The 16,961-nt window shown below is 73.8% G+C and carries 16 protein-coding genes and 1 tRNA gene; 10 read left to right on the plus strand and 7 right to left on the minus strand.

Annotated features, from left to right (window positions below; genetic code table 11):
• Positions 1-73 precede the first annotated feature (73 nt).
• Positions 74-1,762: a S8 family serine peptidase gene (locus ACLQ22_RS03900; RefSeq protein ID WP_425691100.1), complete on the plus strand. Its 1,689-nt coding sequence runs from the start codon at positions 74-76 to the stop codon at positions 1,760-1,762.
• Between the two features lie 98 nt (positions 1,763-1,860).
• Here ACLQ22_RS03900 and ACLQ22_RS03905 read toward each other — a convergent pair whose 3' ends face one another.
• Entirely contained in the window at positions 1,861-3,069 is a 1,209-nt protein-coding gene (locus tag ACLQ22_RS03905; RefSeq protein ID WP_425691101.1) for a hypothetical protein, read from the minus strand.
• A gap of 177 nt (positions 3,070-3,246) precedes the next feature.
• Positions 3,247-3,894, minus strand: a complete 648-nt coding sequence (locus ACLQ22_RS03910) for an IclR family transcriptional regulator (protein ID WP_121401531.1) — start codon at positions 3,892-3,894, stop codon at positions 3,247-3,249.
• A gap of 63 nt (positions 3,895-3,957) precedes the next feature.
• Here ACLQ22_RS03910 and cysS point away from each other — a divergent pair, with 63 nt between their 5' ends.
• Together cysS and rlmB are read left to right on the plus strand one after the other, a co-directional pair.
• Positions 3,958-5,373: a cysteine--tRNA ligase gene (gene cysS, locus ACLQ22_RS03915; RefSeq protein ID WP_425691102.1), complete on the plus strand. Its 1,416-nt coding sequence runs from the start codon at positions 3,958-3,960 to the stop codon at positions 5,371-5,373.
• The gene (gene rlmB / locus ACLQ22_RS03920; RefSeq protein ID WP_425691103.1) at positions 5,373-6,506 is read left to right on the plus strand and encodes a 23S rRNA (guanosine(2251)-2'-O)-methyltransferase RlmB; all 1,134 of its coding nucleotides are present in this window, start codon (positions 5,373-5,375) and stop codon (positions 6,504-6,506) included. Before cysS ends, rlmB begins: the two co-directional genes overlap by 1 nt.
• Before the next feature lie 123 nt (positions 6,507-6,629).
• Here rlmB and ACLQ22_RS03925 read toward each other — a convergent pair whose 3' ends face one another.
• On the minus strand, positions 6,630-7,721 hold the full coding sequence (locus ACLQ22_RS03925) for an ABC transporter ATP-binding protein (RefSeq protein WP_425691104.1): 1,092 nt from the start codon (positions 7,719-7,721) through the stop codon (positions 6,630-6,632).
• 332 nt (positions 7,722-8,053) lie between these two features.
• On the opposite strand from ACLQ22_RS03925, the gene ACLQ22_RS03930 reads away from it, so the two are divergent.
• A tRNA-Thr gene (locus ACLQ22_RS03930) sits at positions 8,054-8,130 on the plus strand.
• 178 nt (positions 8,131-8,308) lie between these two features.
• Here ACLQ22_RS03930 and ACLQ22_RS03935 read toward each other — a convergent pair.
• A complete protein-coding gene (locus ACLQ22_RS03935) occupies positions 8,309-8,536 on the minus strand; it encodes a hypothetical protein (RefSeq protein WP_425691105.1) in 228 nt (75 codons plus the stop codon).
• Positions 8,537-8,650: 114 nt separating this feature from the next.
• On the opposite strand from ACLQ22_RS03935, the gene ACLQ22_RS03940 reads away from it, so the two are divergent.
• Genes ACLQ22_RS03940 through ACLQ22_RS03955 form a run of 4 tightly spaced genes read left to right on the plus strand, consistent with a single transcriptional unit; the run spans position 8,651 to position 10,975 of the window.
• Positions 8,651-9,358, plus strand: coding sequence for a TetR/AcrR family transcriptional regulator C-terminal domain-containing protein (locus tag ACLQ22_RS03940; protein WP_425691106.1), 708 nt, complete (start codon positions 8,651-8,653; stop codon positions 9,356-9,358).
• Between the two features lie 23 nt (positions 9,359-9,381).
• Positions 9,382-9,840: a helix-turn-helix domain-containing protein gene (locus ACLQ22_RS03945; RefSeq protein WP_425691107.1), complete on the plus strand. Its 459-nt coding sequence runs from the start codon at positions 9,382-9,384 to the stop codon at positions 9,838-9,840.
• A 10-nt stretch (positions 9,841-9,850) separates the two neighbouring features.
• Positions 9,851-10,270, plus strand: coding sequence for a VOC family protein (locus tag ACLQ22_RS03950; protein ID WP_425691108.1), 420 nt, complete (start codon positions 9,851-9,853; stop codon positions 10,268-10,270).
• Positions 10,271-10,309: 39 nt separating this feature from the next.
• Complete coding sequence (locus tag ACLQ22_RS03955) at positions 10,310-10,975, plus strand: histidine phosphatase family protein (protein WP_425691109.1); 666 nt, start codon at positions 10,310-10,312, stop codon at positions 10,973-10,975.
• A gap of 27 nt (positions 10,976-11,002) precedes the next feature.
• Here the strand turns inward: ACLQ22_RS03955 and ACLQ22_RS03960 are convergent, their stop codons facing one another.
• The gene (locus tag ACLQ22_RS03960) at positions 11,003-11,470 is read right to left on the minus strand and encodes a hypothetical protein (protein ID WP_425691110.1); all 468 of its coding nucleotides are present in this window, start codon (positions 11,468-11,470) and stop codon (positions 11,003-11,005) included.
• 207 nt (positions 11,471-11,677) lie between these two features.
• Between ACLQ22_RS03960 and ACLQ22_RS03965 the strand changes: the two genes are divergently transcribed.
• Together ACLQ22_RS03965 and ACLQ22_RS03970 are read left to right on the plus strand one after the other, a co-directional pair.
• Complete coding sequence (locus tag ACLQ22_RS03965) at positions 11,678-14,071, plus strand: M4 family metallopeptidase (protein WP_425691111.1); 2,394 nt, start codon at positions 11,678-11,680, stop codon at positions 14,069-14,071.
• A 119-nt stretch (positions 14,072-14,190) separates the two neighbouring features.
• A complete protein-coding gene (locus ACLQ22_RS03970) occupies positions 14,191-14,964 on the plus strand; it encodes an enoyl-CoA hydratase/isomerase family protein (protein WP_425691112.1) in 774 nt (257 codons plus the stop codon).
• Positions 14,965-15,037: 73 nt separating this feature from the next.
• Here the strand turns inward: ACLQ22_RS03970 and ACLQ22_RS03975 are convergent, their stop codons facing one another.
• On the minus strand, positions 15,038-15,481 hold the full coding sequence (locus ACLQ22_RS03975) for an HNH endonuclease (protein WP_121401520.1): 444 nt from the start codon (positions 15,479-15,481) through the stop codon (positions 15,038-15,040).
• A gap of 239 nt (positions 15,482-15,720) precedes the next feature.
• On the minus strand, positions 15,721-16,929 hold the full coding sequence (locus ACLQ22_RS03980; protein ID WP_425691113.1) for a hypothetical protein: 1,209 nt from the start codon (positions 16,927-16,929) through the stop codon (positions 15,721-15,723).
• Positions 16,930-16,961 lie beyond the last annotated feature (32 nt).

Genomic DNA, 16,961 nt, shown 5'->3' on the forward strand with positions numbered 1-16,961 from the left:
ACGCTGCCCTGGCGGAATGCGCACCGGTGATGTCTGATGGCTGCCACGTCCCTCAACGAGAGGATCTGATGTGGTGAGCAAGCGCTTCACCGCCGGTGCTGTCGCGTCCGCGACCGTGCTGGCACTTGCGGTGACAGGTATGAGCGTGCCGGCCAGTGCCGAGCCGAGCAGTGCCCGTACCTTCACCGTCGTGGCCGAGGACGGCGTCTCGGCGGACGCCGCGATCGCCGCCATCCGGTCGGCCGGCGGCACGGTGGTCTCCCGCTCCGACGACGTCGGCATGTTCCGGGTGACCAGCGACCGGGCCGACTTCGCGGCCAAGGCCACCGCCGCGACCGCGCTGATCGGCGCCAGCGAGCAGAAGGCCATCGGCCGCAAGCCCAAGCTGGACCGGGTCGAGCAGGAGCACCTGCTGGCCGCCGCCGCGGCCAAGGGCGCGGGCGCCAAGCGCGGCAAGAAGATGGACCCGCTGGACGAGAAGCTCTGGGGCCTGGAGATGATCCGGGCGGACCAGGCGCGCAAGGTCGAGCCGGGTGACCGCCGGGTCACCGTCGGCGTGCTGGACACCGGCGTCGACGCCAGCAACCCCGACATCGCGCCGAACTTCAACTGGGCGCTGTCCCGCAACTTCGCCCCCGACATGGTGGACATCGACGGCCCGTGCGAGGTGGCGAGCTGCCTCGACCCGGTCGGCACCGACGACGGCGGGCACGGCACCCACGTGGCCGGCACGATCGGCGCCGCCGCCAACGGCTTCGGCCTCTCCGGCGTCGCCCCGAACATCTCCCTGGTCGAGCTGAAGGGCGGCCAGGACGCCGGCTACTTCTTCCTGGAGCCGGTGGTCAACAGCCTGCTGCACGCCGGCAAGGTCGGCCTGGACGTGGTCAACATGTCCTTCTACGTCGACCCGTGGCTCTACAACTGCACCGCCAACCCGGCCGACTCCCCGGAGGACCAGGCCGAGCAGCGGGCCACCATCAAGGCCATGAAGCGGGCGCTGAACTTCGCCCACGACCGGGGCGTCACCCTGGTCGGCGCGTTGGGCAACAACCACGAGGACCTGGGTGCCCCGCGCACCGACGTGTCGAGCCCGGACTACGGCGACACCGCGCCCTACCCGCGCGAGATCGACAACGACAGCTGCTGGGACCTGCCCACCGAGGGCCCCAACGTGATCAGCGTGTCGGCGGTCGGGCCGTCGGGCAAGAAGTCCGACTTCTCGAACTACGGCACCGAGCAGACCGCCGTGGCGGCGCCCGGCGGCTGGTTCCGCGACGGCTTCGGCACGGACACCTACCGCACCGACGCCAACATGATCCTCTCGACGTACCCGAAGAAGGTGCTCCAGGAGGAGGGCTCGGTCGACGCCGACGGCAACATCGTCGCCGGGTTCGAGGAGACGGTCTTCAAGCAGTGCAAGGCCAACGGTGAGTGCGGCTACTACACCTACCTGCAGGGCACCTCGATGGCGGCCCCGCACGCCTCCGGCGTCGCCGCGCTGATCGTCAGCAAGCACGGCAAGAAGGAGCGTCACGGCGGCTTCGGGATGGCACCGAAGCTGGTGGAGCAGCACCTCTACCGGACGGCGGCCGAGCACGCCTGCCCGGAGCCGCGCCTGCAGTCGTACGCCAACGAGGGCCGGGACGCCGAGTTCGACGCCTACTGCGCCGGAGGGCTGAACTTCAACGGCTTCTACGGTTACGGCATCGTCGACGCGTACGCGGCGGTAAAGACCCCGCTCAAGCCCAACGCCCGCCCGTAACGGCGGACGGCAGGGGCCCGGCCGACTCGTTCGGCCGGGCCCCTCGCATGTCCGGCGGCGGGCGGCCGATCCGCCGGACGGTGGCGGGAGCCTCCCGGTCACTGGCGCCAGCCCCGGGCCCCGAGCGCGGCGCGAACCTCGCGCAGGACACCGGGGAAGTCCTGGCGCAGTCGCCTGCCGGTCACGGGCAGCACGAGCCAGCCGGCACCGACCAGTCCGGCGATCCGGTCGAGGTGCCCGTTGCCGGCCTCGGCATGCCGCCCGTCCTGCGCGACGGCGACGCGGTACGCCGGCCACGCCAGGTCCGCGTGCAGGACCAGCCCGGAGACGACCCGGACCGGGTGCCGGGCGGCGGGGCGCGGCAGCCCGGCCAGCACCAGCCGCACCCGCAACTCGGACTCGACCGGCGACCGGGCGCCCGGATCCGCCAACTCGAACACCCAGCGCGCCCGGCGACCGCCGGGCCGCTCGGCATTGCGGTCGGCGACGGCGACGAGGGCTTCGCGGCTGGTCAGCCCCTCCCGGAGCAGCGAGTCGACGATGCCGACCGCACGGAGCGGTTCCAACCAGACCGCCGTCTCCCACGCTGCCGAGGTCGGATCCGTGCGGGCCGGCACGCCGGCGGTCCGCAGATCCGCCACCAGCAGGCCACCCGGGGGCGGAAGGATCGCGCCGGTCCGCCCGGTGGCGGACGGACGGGCCGCCGTGCTCCGGCCACCGGCGGGCGGGCGGGCCGCGACGTTGCGGCGCTCGGCGGCCGGGCGGGCCGCCGTGCTCGGGTCCTCGCCGGGCGGGCGGGCCGCGACGTTGCGGCGCTCGGCGGGCGGGCGGGGCGCGGTGCTCGGGCCCTCGCTGGGCGCGCGGGCCGCGATGTGCCGGCGGTCGGTGGGCGGTCGGCCCGGCACGCCCGAACCGTCGCCCGCCCCTCGGGATCGCGCGGACGCGCACGACGGCGGCGTGGCCGGGCCCGTGGAGTGCACGCGCAGGCCCCGCTGCGGGCCGAGGCGCATCGTCCTGGGGACGAGGACGTGCACGTCGTCGGCGAAGGAGGCGGCGTGCTCGACGCCGTGCAGGTAGGCCGCCGAGGGGCCGGCGACGACCGCCTCGGGCGGCAGCCGCAGGGCAGCGGCCCGGCAGGCCAGGGCGTGGTCCCGGTCCAGCCGGGCGTCGGCGTAGACGTCGTGGCGCAGGCGCAGCCAGGCCGAGCTGCGCAGCTGGTGCTCGGTGACCAGCCCCTGTCGGATCGCGTCTGAGCCGCGGAAGACCTGCCAGGCCAGTACGCCGGGCCGGTGCGGTGGAGGTGGCATGTGGGCAGCGTGCCCGCCGTCCGGCCCCGCCCGACAGCCCTGTGGACAACCGGGGCCGCCCCGAGGAATGCCGACTGTGGACAACCGGCACGGCGGCCGCCTGATGTGGTAGTGGCCGTTCCGACCTGGGGGCGACGACCCGTGGAGGGCGGCGGCTCGGGAAAGGAACGCGGTGGCTCAGGAGAGGGCGGTGGCGATGGCGGTGGCGGCGGCGAGGACCTGCGCGCCGACCACCTCGGCGTCCAGCGGGGCCAGCGCCACCACCCCGACGCTCGCCTCCAGGCCCGGCACACCGAGCACCGGGGCGGCCACTCCGTACGCGCCGGACTGGAGCTCCCCGGCGGTGCTCACCGGGCCGGCGGCGCCCGTCCGGCCGGCGAGGATGGCCCGCCCGGCCGCCCCGCGCTCCAGCGGGTGCCGTGCCCCCGTCCGGTACGCGACGTGGAACGACGTCCAGCTCGGCTCGACCACGGCGAGCGCGACCCCCTCGCCGCCCTCGACCACCGTCAGATGGGCGGTCGCGCCGGCCTGCTCGGCGAGGCGGCGCAGCGCGGGCAGTGCCCCCTCGGCGAGCAGCGGCTGGGCCCGCCGGGCCAGGTGCAGCACCCCGGCGCCGAGGCGCAGGCGGCCCTCGCCGTCGCGGCGCAGCATGCCGTGCGCGGCGAGCGCGCCGACCAGCCGGTACACCGCCGCCCGGCCGACGCCCAACCGGTTCGCCGCCTCGGTGACGGTCAGCCCGCCCGGCGCGTCGGCGACCAGGTGCAGCAGGCGCAGCCCCCGGTCCAGCGTCTGCGCCGTCTCCCCGCCCCGCGCCGTCGTCTCCACGCCAGCAGCGTACGACCCGGCTCCGGACAACCCCGGAACGCGTGGGACGGCTACCCTTGTACGGTGACGCTACGCCTGTATGACACCGCCACCCGATCGGTGCGGGACTTCGTCCCGCGGGAAGCCGGCAAGGTGGGGGTCTACCTGTGTGGTCTCACCCTCCAGGCCCCGCCGCACATCGGTCACCTTCGCTCCGGCGTCAACTACGACGTGCTGCGCCGCTGGCTGCTCGCCGCCGGCTACGAGGTCACCTTCATCCGCAACGTGACCGACATCGACGACAAGATCCTGGTCAAGGCGATGGAGCAGGGCCGGCCGTTCTGGTCGATCGCGTACGCCAACGAGCTGATCCTCGCCGATTCCTACCGGGCGCTCAACGTGCTGCCCCCGACGTACGAGCCGCGGGCCACCGGGCACATCCCGGAGATGCACGAGCTGATCGCCAAGCTGATCGCCGACGGGCACGCCTACCCGGCCACCGACGACTCCGGCGACGTCTACTTCGACGTCTGCTCGTGGCCGTCGTACGGCTCCCTGTCGGGGCAGTCGCCGGACGCGATGCAGTCGGCCGGGGACGCGCCCGACCGGGGCAAGCGCGACCCGCGCGACTTCGCGCTCTGGAAGGGCGCCAAGCCCGAGGAGCCGGCGGACGCCTACTGGCCGTCGCCGTGGGGGCGGGGCCGGCCGGGTTGGCACATCGAGTGCTCGGCGATGTGCTGGCGCTACCTCGGCGCCGAGTTCGACATCCACGGCGGAGGGTTGGACCTCACCTTCCCCCACCACGAGAACGAGATCGCCCAGTCGCAGGCCGCCGGGCTGCCGTTCGCCCGCTACTGGGTGCACCACGGGCTGCTCAGCATCGGCGGCGCCAAGATGGGCAAGTCGCTCGGCAACGCCCTCGACCTGACGTACGTCGACTCCCTCGGGGTGCGCCCGGTGGAGCTGCGCTACTACTACGCCGCCGCGCACTACCGGTCCCGGATCGACTACTCGGAGGACGCGCTGCGCGAGGCCGCCGTCGCGTACCGCCGGATCGAGGGTTTCGTGCAGCGGGCCGTCGAGCGCGTGGGCGCCGGCCAGCTCGGTGAGCTGCCGGGCGCCTTCGCGGCGGCCATGGACGACGACCTGAACACCTCCGCCGCGTTCGCCGTCCTGCACGAGGTGGTCCGCGACGGCAACACCGCGCTGACCGGCGGCGACGATGTGACCGTCCGCACGGCGCTGGCCTCGGCGCGCGCCATGCTGGATATCCTCGGGGTCGACCCCCTCGACCCGGCGTGGACCGGTGGCGGCCGCGCGGACGACCTGCGCGGCGTGGTGGACTCGCTGGTCGCGCTGGCCCTGGAGCAGCGCGCACAGGCCCGCGGCCGCAAGGACTGGGCCGCCGCAGACGCCGTACGCGACCAGCTCAAGCAGGCCGGCGTGGTGGTCGAGGACACCCCCCAGGGCCCCCGTTGGACTATTGGAGAGCAGGACTGATGGCCGGCAACTCGCAGCGCCGTGGCCGGCGTCTGACGCCGAAGGCGGGAGCCCCGAAGGGCTCCGGTGGCAAGAACAAGGACGCCCTCGCCGGGCGGGGCAGGACCCTGCCCGCCGACGAGCGGCCCTGGCACAAGGCATACTCGGGCACCGAGAAGCTGCCCCAGCGCACCGCCTGGAAGCAGGACAAGGAGCGCCGGGCGGCGGCCGAGGAGGGGCGCGCCCCGAAGATCGGTCAGCCGGGCAGCAAGGACACCACCTGGGGCAGGGGCGGTGGCCGGGGCACGCCGACCGGCAGCGGTCGCGGCACGGGCGGTCGGGGCGCCAGGCCCACCGGTCGTGGCGGCCCCCGGGTCGCACCGGGCCGCAAGTCCAACCCGTCGAAGGACACGCCGGAGCTGCTGGTCGGGCGCAACCCGGTGCTGGAGTCGTTGCGCGCCCAGGTGCCGGCGACCGCGCTCTACACCGCCCAGGGCATCGACGCCGACGACCGGGTCAACGAGATCGTCCGGACGGCCGCCGACCGGGGCATCGCGATCCTGGAAATCAGCCGGGCCGAGCTGGACCGGATGACCGGCGGCGTGCTGCACCAGGGCATCGGGCTCCAGGTGCCGGCGTTCGCGTACGAGCCCTTCGAGGACCTCGTCGCGGCGGCGCTGGAGCAGGCCGCCCCGCTGCTGGTGGCGCTGGACGGGGTGACCGACCCGCGCAACCTCGGCGCGGTGATCCGGTCCGCCGCCGCCTTCGGCGCGCAGGGTGTCTTCGTACCGGAGCGGCGGGCGGCCGGGATCACCGCGACCGCCTGGCGGACCAGCGCCGGCGCGGCGGCGCGGGTGCCGGTCGCCCAGGTGACCAACCTGACCCGGTCGCTGAAGGCCTGCCAGGACGCCGGCTTCCTGGTCGTGGGCCTGGACGCCGACGGCGAGACCGACCTCTACGACCTGGAGGCCGCCGTCGGCCCGCTGGTCGTGGTGGTCGGCTCCGAGGGGCGGGGGCTGTCCCGGCTGGTCGGCGAGACCTGCGACCTGACGGTCAGCATCCCGATGGTCTCCGACGTCGAGTCGCTCAACGCCAGCGTCGCGGCGGCCGTCACCCTCGCCGAGGTGGCGCGCCGCCGGGCCGCCGAGGGCTGATCCGCAGACACGGCAAGGGGTGGTCCGCCGACGGCGGACCACCCCTTCGCCTTCAGAGGCCCACGGCCGGACAAGACGATGGGGGTGCCCGCCGATCGGCGGGCACCCCCATTTCGTCGTACGTCAGATGCGGTTGCCGGTGCCCGCGTTGAAGACGTGGCTGCGGCCCTCGCGCGGCTTGACGAACACGGTGTCGCCCATGTTCGGCATGGTGCGCCGGTCGGTGCGGACCACGAAGCGCTCGTTGCTGCCCTCGAGCGCGGCGTGGCCGTAGATGTTGGCGTCAGAGCCGAGGTCCTCGACCAGCTCGACGACGACGGGCATGCCGCCCTCGGTCGGGCTGACCAGGTCGCAGTCCTCGGGGCGGAAGCCGACGGTCACCTTGTTGTCGCCGCCGTCGGCGCGGGCCGCCTCGACCTGCTCACGGGTGAGCGGGATCTGCAGGTCGGCGAAGGCGGCGCCCCGCTCGCTCAGCGGCACGGTCTTGATGTTCATGGCGGGGGAGCCCATGAAGCCGGCGACGAAGACGTTGGCCGGGGTGTCGTAGAGCGCCCGCGGGGTGTCCACCTGCTGGAGCACGCCGTCGAGCATGACCGCCACCCGGTGGCCCATGGTCATGGCCTCGACCTGGTCGTGGGTGACGTAGACGGTGGTGACGCCCAGCTTCGCCTGCAGCGACGCGATCTGGGTACGGGTCTGCACACGCAGCTTCGCGTCGAGGTTCGACAGCGGCTCGTCCATGAGGAAGACCTGCGGCTCGCGGACGATCGCCCGGCCCATGGCCACCCGCTGGCGCTGACCGCCGGAGAGGGCCTTCGGCTTGCGGCCCAGGTACTCCTCCAGCTGGAGCAGCGCCGCCGCCTCCTTGACCCGCCGGTCGATCTCGGCCTTCGAGGTCTTGCGCAGCTTGAGCGCGAACGCCATGTTCTCGTACACCGTCATGTGCGGGTAGAGGGCGTAGTTCTGGAAGACCATCGCGATGTCGCGGGCCTTCGGCGGCAGGTGGGTGACGTCCCGGTCGTCGATGTGGATCGAGCCCTGGTCGACGTCCTCCAGGCCGGCGAGCATGCGCAGGCTGGTGGACTTGCCGCAACCGGAGGGGCCGACCAGGACGAGGAACTCGCCGTCGCCGATCTCCAGGTCGAGCTGGTTGACGGCGGGACGCTCCGTGCCCGGGTAGATCCGGGACGCCTTGGAGTAGGTGACCGTAGCCATGGTGGGGTGCTTCCTTTCACCGGCAGGAACGTGCCGGACGATCCGAGTGAAGGAGCGGCCGGCACGGGTGCGCGCCGGCCCACGGGCAGCCTCTCGATGATCGAGATGTCGTCCGTGTCACTGCACGGTAAACGGCTTTTCGTCACCTGCCAAGGCGGGGCGCACGGGATGGGACGGACCGCATAGACATTCCGGTCACTCGGGCACGGGCGGACATCAATCGACCGTCGATGTCGGTGGACGTCGTTGGATCGGCGACGTTTCCCGTGGTCGGGGGGCCTGCCGAGGCGGAAATCCGGACGTCAGTCGCTATGCTGACGTCGGCACCACACGCCCCTGTAGCTCAGCTGGCCAGAGCACTCGCCTTGTAAGCGAGATGTCGCCGGTTCGATCCCGGCCGGGGGCTCCAAATTTCATCAGGCATGCCACGCCCGGTGCTGTCTGAACCGGGCGGTCGACCGCGACCCAGCAACTGGGTTCACGACAGCCGCGCCGAGGCTTCGCCCGTCGTGCAGAGTACGTCGGTGACAGCGGCGGCCCCGACGGGGACGCCCACTGTCGGACGCGCGGCGCCGGGCTGGCCGGTGTCAGGGCGTCGTGTCGAAGTGGACCTCCACGTCGTAGATCAGGCGGAGGGGCTTGCCGTTGGTGACGCCGACGAAGACCGGCTCGGCGGCCGGGGTGCGGCCGTGGCGCCAGACCTCGCTCCGGGCGGCGTCCCGGGACTCGTGGTGGTGTCTGCCGGCCCGGTGCAGGGCCAGGACCCGGCGGGCGGTGGTCGGGTCGGTGTCGAGATGGATCCGCATCAGGGGCATGTCCGGGCCTCCTCCGTGGCGTCACCACGGGCATGCGTGGCGGCCGACGGACCTAACGCGCGTCGAGCAACTTACCAGCGTTAAGTCACCCGATCACCGTACTAAAGTGGTCGGGTGACCATCAACCGATCCGGCCGGGCGCCGCGCGAAGAGCCGGCCGCCGTCAGCTCGGTGTGGCTCCGTGCGGAGTCCGCCCGTCCGCGCCGTACGCCGCCGCTGAGCCGGCAACGCATCGTCGACGCCGCGGTGACCCTGCTCGACGGGCACGGTATGGACGGCCTGACGATGCGTCGCCTCGCCCAGCAGCTCGACGTCACCTCCACCGCGCTCTACTGGCACGTGAAGACGAAGGACGACGTGCTCGACCTGGCCGTCGACCAGATCTTCGGCGAGGTACGGCTCCCGCACGAGGTGGGCGACTGGCGGGACGACGTCCGAGCGCTGGTCCGGGACTGGCGGGCGGCCATCCTCCGGCACCCCTGGGCGGCGAGCCTGATCGGGCGTCCCATGCTCGGCCCCAACGTGCTCGCGCGCACCGAGTTCCTCCAGTCGGCACTGGTCCGCGGCGGCTTCTCGGGCCGTCGGCTGGCGGTGGCGACCCGCCTGCTCGCCAACTACGTCGTCGGCGCCGCGCTCACCGAGGCCACCTGGCGGCGGACCGCGGATCCGCACGCGCGCGGCGAGGCCCGGCGGCACATCACGGCGGATCCCGCCGCCTATCCGACCCTCACCGCCTCCGGTCATCTCGACGATGCCCGATGGAGCGACGACGAGCTGTTCGACCAAGGCCTCGACGCGATCCTGGCGACCGCGCCGAGGTGACGGGCCCGGCGTGGCGGCACCCTATGCTGGGCGGCGTGAGCAGGGCTGTGGAGGAGTCGAACCGGGCCATGCTGCGCGCCCGGGACGCCATGGACCGCGCGTACGACCAGCCGTTGGACATTCCCGCCCTGGCCCGGATCGCGTACGTCTCCGAGGCGCACTTCATCCGCACCTTCCGGGCGACCTTCGGCGAGACCCCGCACCGCTACCTCCAGCGGCGGCGGGTGGAGCGGGCCATGTACCTGCTGCTGCACACCGACCGGGACGTCACCGACGTCTGCTACGCGGTCGGCTTCTCCAGCCTGGGCACGTTCAGCCGCACGTTCCGGCAGATCGTCGGGGAGCCGCCGTCGGAGTACCGCCGGCGCAAGGCGCCGACCGCCGCCGTGCCGGTGTGCTTCACCAAGGCCTGGACCCGGCCCAGCAGCTTCGGACAGCAGAGGTCAGTTTTGGATAAGCAGCAGGTCAGGCCCGCCCCGTAGCGTTCCCGGCATGACGATGAACGCGATCAGCCGCTCCCAGATCTACGTGCTCGACCAGGACGAGGCCCTCGACTTCTACGTCGGGAAGCTCGGCCTGGAGGTCAACACCGACCAGGACCTCGGCTTCATGCGCTGGCTGACGGTGAACCTGCCCGGCGACCCGGAGCGCGAGATCCTGCTGGAGAAGCCGGGCCCGCCGGCGCTGGACCCGGCCACGGCCGAGCAGGTCCGTGAGCTGCTCACCAAGGGGGCGCTGGGCGGTTACCTCTTCATGACCACCGACGACGCGCACAAGACGCACGAGGACCTCGTCGCCAAGGGCGTCGAGATCACCGACGAGCCGATGGAGCGCCCGTACGGGATCGACTTCGGCATCCGCGACCCGTTCGGCAACAAGATCCGCATCGGCCAGATGTTCCCCAGGGGCTGACCTGGCGGCGGGGAGCCATGATCGACAGGTGTGCCGCCGGTGGCACGCCTGTCGATCGCGTACGAGGGGGACGACGTGGGGACCCGCCTGCTCTACCTGGCCCGGCACGGCGAGCAGGACCGCCCGGCGGGAACCCCGCCGGGCGTCGACCCGCCGGAGACCGGCCTGTCCGACCGGGGCCGGCGGCAGGCGACCCTGCTCGGCGAGCGGCTGCGCGGCGTGCCCGTCGACGCCGTCCACCACGGCCCGCTGCGGCGCGCCGCCGAGACCGCCGAGCTGGTCGCGGCGTCGCTGCCCGGGATTCCGGTGTACGCCGCCGAGGAGGTCGGCGACCATCTGCCGCACGACACCGATCCGGCCGGCCTGCCGCCCGCGTACGCCCGGCTGCTGGCGGGTTTCTCCCCGGCGGAGCGGGCCGACGGGCCGCGGCTGACGGCGGCGGCCGTGCGGCGCTTCGCCACCGCGCCGGTGGACGGGGACCGGCGGGACCTGGTCGTCACGCACACCTTCCTGATCGCCTGGTTCGTCCGGCATGCGCTCGACGCGCCGGAGCGGCGCTGGCTGGGGTTCAACGCGCACCACTGCGGGCTGACGGTGATCCGCTACGGCCCGGGCGGGCCGCCCACCCTGGTCGCCGTCAACGACACCGCCCACCTGCCGCCCGAGCTGCGCGGCACCGGCCTGCCGGCGGACCACCGGTTCTGAGAGCCCGCCCGCTCGGCAGGGCCCGGCTCAGCCGGTGGCCGTGACCAGCAGTTCCACCACCGCGCGGGCCGTCGCCGGCGGGCCACCGTCGGACGGGCAGTCCACGTAGCCGGTCTCCACCGTCCCGACGGTCAGCCGGTAGCTGAAGGCATCCCGGCAGGCGGTGGGGGTCGGCGGGCGGCCGGCCTCGGCGGCGAGGGCCGGGTCGGCGACGAGTCGGCGCAGCCGGTCCAGGTCCGCGCCGGAGAGCCGGCCGGTACGCCGCGACCCGGCGCGGTCGACGACGCTCCACCGGCCGTCGGGCTCCACCGTCACGGTGTCGCCGCGCCCGGCGAAGCCACCCGACCGGGTCAGCACGACGCGGGCCGCGGCGGCCGTCGGTGCGGAGGCGGGCGGCGCGGTGGCCGGTGCGGACGGGCTTGCCGGGAGGCTCTTCGGCGGCGGCACCCGGTGCGGCGGCTCGGTCGTGGCGCAGCCGGACAGAACCGTCGCCACCAGCGCGATCTTGACGCCGGCCATCGAAGCTGATCTCATGCCGCTCGGACGCGCGGCGCGGCGGCGCGGTTCCCGCCGGCGCTGGTTCCACCGAACGGTCAGTGTCCCGGGCGGAATTCCGATCACCCCTTCTCTTTTGGGTCCTCACATCGTTATATCTACATGCGTGACTATACCTGTCACGCATACCCCCGTTCAGGAGGGCACGTGAAAAGACCCCTCGCCGCCGTCGGTACGGCCCTGCTCACCAGCGGCCTGCTGACCGTCGTCGCCACCCCGGCGCTCGCGGCACCCCCCACCGCCCCCGCCCCGGGCGGGCCCGCCGCCGCCGCGGCGAGCGTCCTGCGGACCAACCCCGGCGCCGTCCAGGGCACCGGCGCCGAGTCCTACCAGGTGCACAGCACCAAGGTGGACGCCGACGGCGCCGCGCACACCCGCTACACGCGGACCTACCTGGGCCTGCGGGTGTACGGCGGTGACTTCGTCATCCACACGACCCCGAGCGGCGGCTACGCCGGCTCCTCGGTCGGCCTGGACGCCCCGCTGACCCTGCCCACCACGGCGAAGGTCCCCGCCGCGGCGGCGAAGAAGGCCGCCCGCGCCGAGTTCTCCGGCACGCTCACCGCCGTGGGCACCCCGGAGCTCTTCGTCGACGCCAGCTCCGGCAAGGGCCGGCTCGCCTGGGAGACCGTCGTCACCGGCTGGCACCCGGACGGGCAGACGCCGTCGCGGTTCCACGTCGTCACCGACGCCACCACGGGCAAGGTCGTCGGCTCGTACGACGAGATCGAGGCCGTGGCCGGCACGGGCAACAGCGTCTACTCGGGCGCGGTCACGGTGGACACCACGCTCTCCGGCAGCACGTACCAGATGATCGACCCGCTGCGCGGCAACGGCTCCACGTGCGACATGAACAACGGCACGTCGACGTGCACCACCTTCACCGACGCCGACAACACCTGGGGCACCGGCGCCGCCTCCAACCGGCAGTCCGCCGCAGTGGACGCGCACTACGGCGCCGCCAGGACCTTCGACTACTTCAAGAACGTGCACGGTCGCAACGGCATCTTCGGCGACGGCCGGGGCGTGCCCAGCCGGGTGCACTACGGCAACAACTACGTCAACGCCTTCTGGGACGGCTCCCGGATGACGTACGGCGACGGCAGCGGCAACTCCCGGCCGCTGGTCTCCATCGACGTGGCCGCCCACGAGATGAGCCACGGCGTGACCGAGAACGTGGTCCCCGGCGGCCTGACCTACTCCGGCGAGTCCGGCGGCCTCAACGAGGCCACCAGCGACATCTTCGGCAACATGGTCGAGTTCTACGCCAACAGCCCCGCCGACCCGGGTGACTACCAGGTCGGCGAGAAGATCAACATCAACGGCGACGGCACCCCGCTGCGCTACATGTACAACCCGGCCCTGGACGGCTCGGGCGACAGCTGCTGGTCCACCTCGACGAAGAACAAGGACGTGCACTACTCGTCCGGCGTGGCCAACCACTTCTTCTTCAACCTCGCCGAGGGCACCGGGGCCACCCCGTACGGCACCTCGCCGATCTGCGGCTCCGCCCCGGCGGTGACGGGCATCGGCCGCGCCAAGGCCGAGAAGATCTGGTGGCGGGCGCTGGACACGTACTTCACCTCCAACACCTCGTACGTCAACACCAGCAACCCGGCCAACACCGCCCGGGCGTACAGCCTGCGCGCCGCGACCGACCTGTACGGCAGCTGCTCCACCGAGTACCGGACCGTCCAGGCGGCCTGGACCGCGGTGAACGTGGCCGGCAACGACGCGCCGTGCTCGACCGGCAACGACTTCTCGGTCTCGCTCTCGCCGACCTCCGGCGCGGTGAACCCGGGCGGCTCGGTCTCCACCACCGTGGCCACGGCCACCACCAGCGGCTCGGCGCAGACCGTGACGCTGTCGGCCGCCGGCCTGCCGAGCGGGGCGACCGCCTCGTTCAGCCCGGCCTCGGTGACCTCGGGCGGCTCCTCGACCCTCACCGTCGCCACCACGGCCGCCACGCCGCCGGGCACCTACACGGTCACCGTGAACGGCGCCGGCTCGGTCACCCGCAGCGCCACCTACACGCTGACGGTGAACGGCACCGGCGGCGGCTGCACCAGCCCGGGTCAGAAGCTCGGCAACGCGGGCTTCGAGTCCGGGGTCACCACCTGGACGCAGACCTCGGGCGTGATCGGCCAGCACGGCACCTCGCAGCCGGCCCGCACCGGCACGTGGAACGCGTGGATGAACGGGTACGGGAGCAGCCGCACCGAGACGCTCTCCCAGTCGGTGAGCCTGCCGGCCGGCTGCACGTCGTACAACTTCAGCTTCTGGCTGCACATCGACACGGCGGAGACCACCACCGGCACCGCGTACGACACGCTGCGGGTGCAGGTGCTCAACTCCTCCGGGACGGTGCTGGCGACCCTCGCCACGTACTCGAACCTGAACAAGGCCGCCGGGTACAGCCAGAAGTCGTTCTCGCTGGCCGCGTACAAGGGGCAGACCGTGACCCTGCGGTTCACCGGCGTCGAGGACGCGTCGCTCCAGACGTCCTTCGTCGTGGACGACACCGCCCTCAACGTCTCCTGACGTAGCCGTACCGTCGCCGGCCCGGTGACCACCCCGCCAGGGTGGCCGTCGGGCCGGCGCCGTTATGGTCGCCGCACGCGTCGCCGGTCCCGGCGGCCGGGCGGGACGTCGAAGGGGTGGTGACGGTGGCGGACGCGGAACTCCTCGTCGAGATGACCGGGCCGGTGGCGACGGTGGTGATCCGGAACCCGGCGCGGCGCAACGCGATGACCACCGCGATGTGGCGGCGGCTGCCGGAACTGCTCGACGGGCTGGAGGCCGACCCGGCCGTCCGGGCGCTGGTGCTCACCGGCGCGGGGGACACCTTCTGCGCCGGCGCGGACCTGGGCGACCTGGACGAGCTGCTGGACGCCGGCGACGCCAGCATCGCGGTGGCCGCTGAGGAGCGGCTCGCCGCCTTCGCCAAGCCGACCGTCGCCGCCGTCCGGGGCGCGTGCGTGGGCGGCGGCTGTCAGCTCGCCGTCGCCTGCGACCTGCGGATCGCCGCCGCCGACGCGCGGTTCGGCGTGCCGCCGGCGCGGCTGGGCCTGGTGTACCCGGCGCCGACCACCCGCCGGCTGGCCCGGCTGGTCGGCCCGGCCGCGGCCAAGCACCTGCTCTTCACCGCCGAGCTGGTCGACGCCGAGCGGGCGCTGCGGGTGGGCCTGGTCGACGAGGTGCTGCCGGGCGACGGGCTCGCCGCCCGGGTGGACGAGCTGACCGCCGCCGTGGTCGCCCGGTCTCAGCTGAGCGTCGCCGCCGCCAAGGAGATCGTCGACGGGCGGGCGGACGACGACCGGATCGCCTGGTGGCACGGGCAGGTCCGGGCCAGCGGCGAGGCCCGCGAGGGCGTCGCCGCCTTCCACGAGCGCCGCCCGGCCCGCTTCGGCTGGACCCCGCCCGCCCGGCACTGACCGCCGGGGGGCCGGCGGGCGCCGCGCCGGGGCGTACCCCCGACGCGGCCCCCCGTTCCCGCCGGCCGGCCCGTCACCGCCCCGCCAGCGACGCCCAGCTCGGCACCGCCGGCTCGCGCCGCAGCGGCATGCCCGCCTCGGCCGGCGTCCGGTCGCCCTTGCGCTGGTTGCACCCGTAGCAGGCGGCGGTCGTGTTCCGCCAGGTGTTCCGGCCGCCGCGCGAGCGGGGCAGGACGTGGTCGATGGTGCCGGCCGGCCCCCCGCAGTACGCGCAGCAGCGCCCGTCGCGGCGCAGCACGCCCGCCCGGGACCAGGCCGGTCCGGCGCTGAACCGCCACCGGGTCACCACGTAGCGGACGAGGCGCACCACCCGGGGGACGGGGAACACCCCGATCACCCGGTCCGGCTCGGCCTCGTGGATCTCGGCGACCCGCCGGCAGAGCATCCGGATCGCGTGCTGGACGGTGACCCGGTGCAGCGGGCCGAGGTCGGCGTTGACGACGAGGACGGCGTCCACCGGTGTCTCCCTTCGTGGCGGTGACGAGCTGGGCGGGCCGGAGCGCGAAAGAGCCGCCCGGTCCGGGTGCGGACGGGCGGCTCGACGTCGTGTGGGCACGCGTCAGTCGGGCCGGCCGCCCCCGGGGTCTTCGGCGCGGTGACCGCCGTTCGCCGAAGGCGTGGGCAGGCACGACGGCACACAGGTGACGTGCGACATCGACATGACCAGCTCCCGCGGCGGTGGTTGACCTTGCGCGATCACGGTAGGTCGGCGGGGGAGAGAGGGGCAACGGATTTCGATCGAGGCCCCGGCTCGTCGGGGCGGCGCTGCCGGCGGGCCCGGCCGGCGGCCCGCGCGGCGGCCAGCGGCCGGTCGATGCGTACGGCCATCCGGGCGGTCAGCTCGCTCTCCAGCAGCGGCCGGTTGACCTCCCCGGCGACCGCGAGCGCCGGCCCGGAGACGGTGCGCCAGATCGCGGCCAGCCCGGCGCCCAGCCCGAGCAGGGCCACGGCGGCGCGCGTCACCGGCGAACCGGCGGCGGCGAGCGCGCTCACCCCCACCACGGCGAACAGCACGGCGAGCAGCGGTACGAGCACCGGCCAGAAGATCCCCCGCACGGCCTGCACCACCAGCTTCCGGTCCCGGACGATCAGGTTCCGGGCGACGATGGCGTAGTCCTCCTCGTCGAGCAGGTCCCTCGGGTGCAGCCCGCCGGTGAGCACGCCCTGCCACAGCTCGCCCTGGTTGCGCAGCTCGCGGGCCAGCTCGGGCAGCCCCGCCTCGGTCGGGTCGCCCACGCCCGCCCTGGTGACCGCCGACGCCCACGCCGACAGCGAGCGGCGGACCACCGCGGCCGAGTACGGGGGCAGCACGCTGGCCAGCTCGCCCAGCCAACGGCCGATCTCGAACTGCCGCCCGCCGAAGCGCTGGGCCACCTGCCCGGCGTCGCCGTTGCGCACGGCCTCGCCGTACCGGACGGTGTCGGCCAGTGAACGCCCCAGCCGGTACGCCAGCCCCACCCGCTGGTTGGTGGCCATCGTCCAGCGCAGCAGCTCCACGTTCAGGTCGTCGAGGGCGAGCAGCAGGGCGTCGGCGGACCCGTCGGCCACCCGGCCCCGCGCGTCGGCGGTGGCGGGCACGGGGCCGACGCGCCGGGTCAGCTCGGCGATCTGGGTGAGCGCGACCTCCACGCCGTCCAGGTACATGTGCATCCGCCGCCGCCCCGACATCTCGGTCAGGTTGGACAGCTTCGCCGGTGCGCCCGCCGGCCGGTCGGCCCCGGGGTCGCGCAGCTCGGCGGTCCGCGCGTGGTGGTAGGCGTCCGCCATCCACCAGCCGAGCCGCAGGGCGGTCACGACGCAGGCCCGCTCGTCCCGGACCAGCGGGTACGCGTCGTCCCGCGGCACGTCGGCGACGAGTGGGTCGTCGTCCGTACGCGGCGACATCCCGCTGACCTCCCGGCTCATCCCAGACGGTCAGCCTAGGCCAGCCGGGCGGC

This window comes from Micromonospora sp. DT178 (genome assembly GCF_049841695.1).
Lineage (GTDB): Bacteria > Actinomycetota > Actinomycetes > Mycobacteriales > Micromonosporaceae > Micromonospora.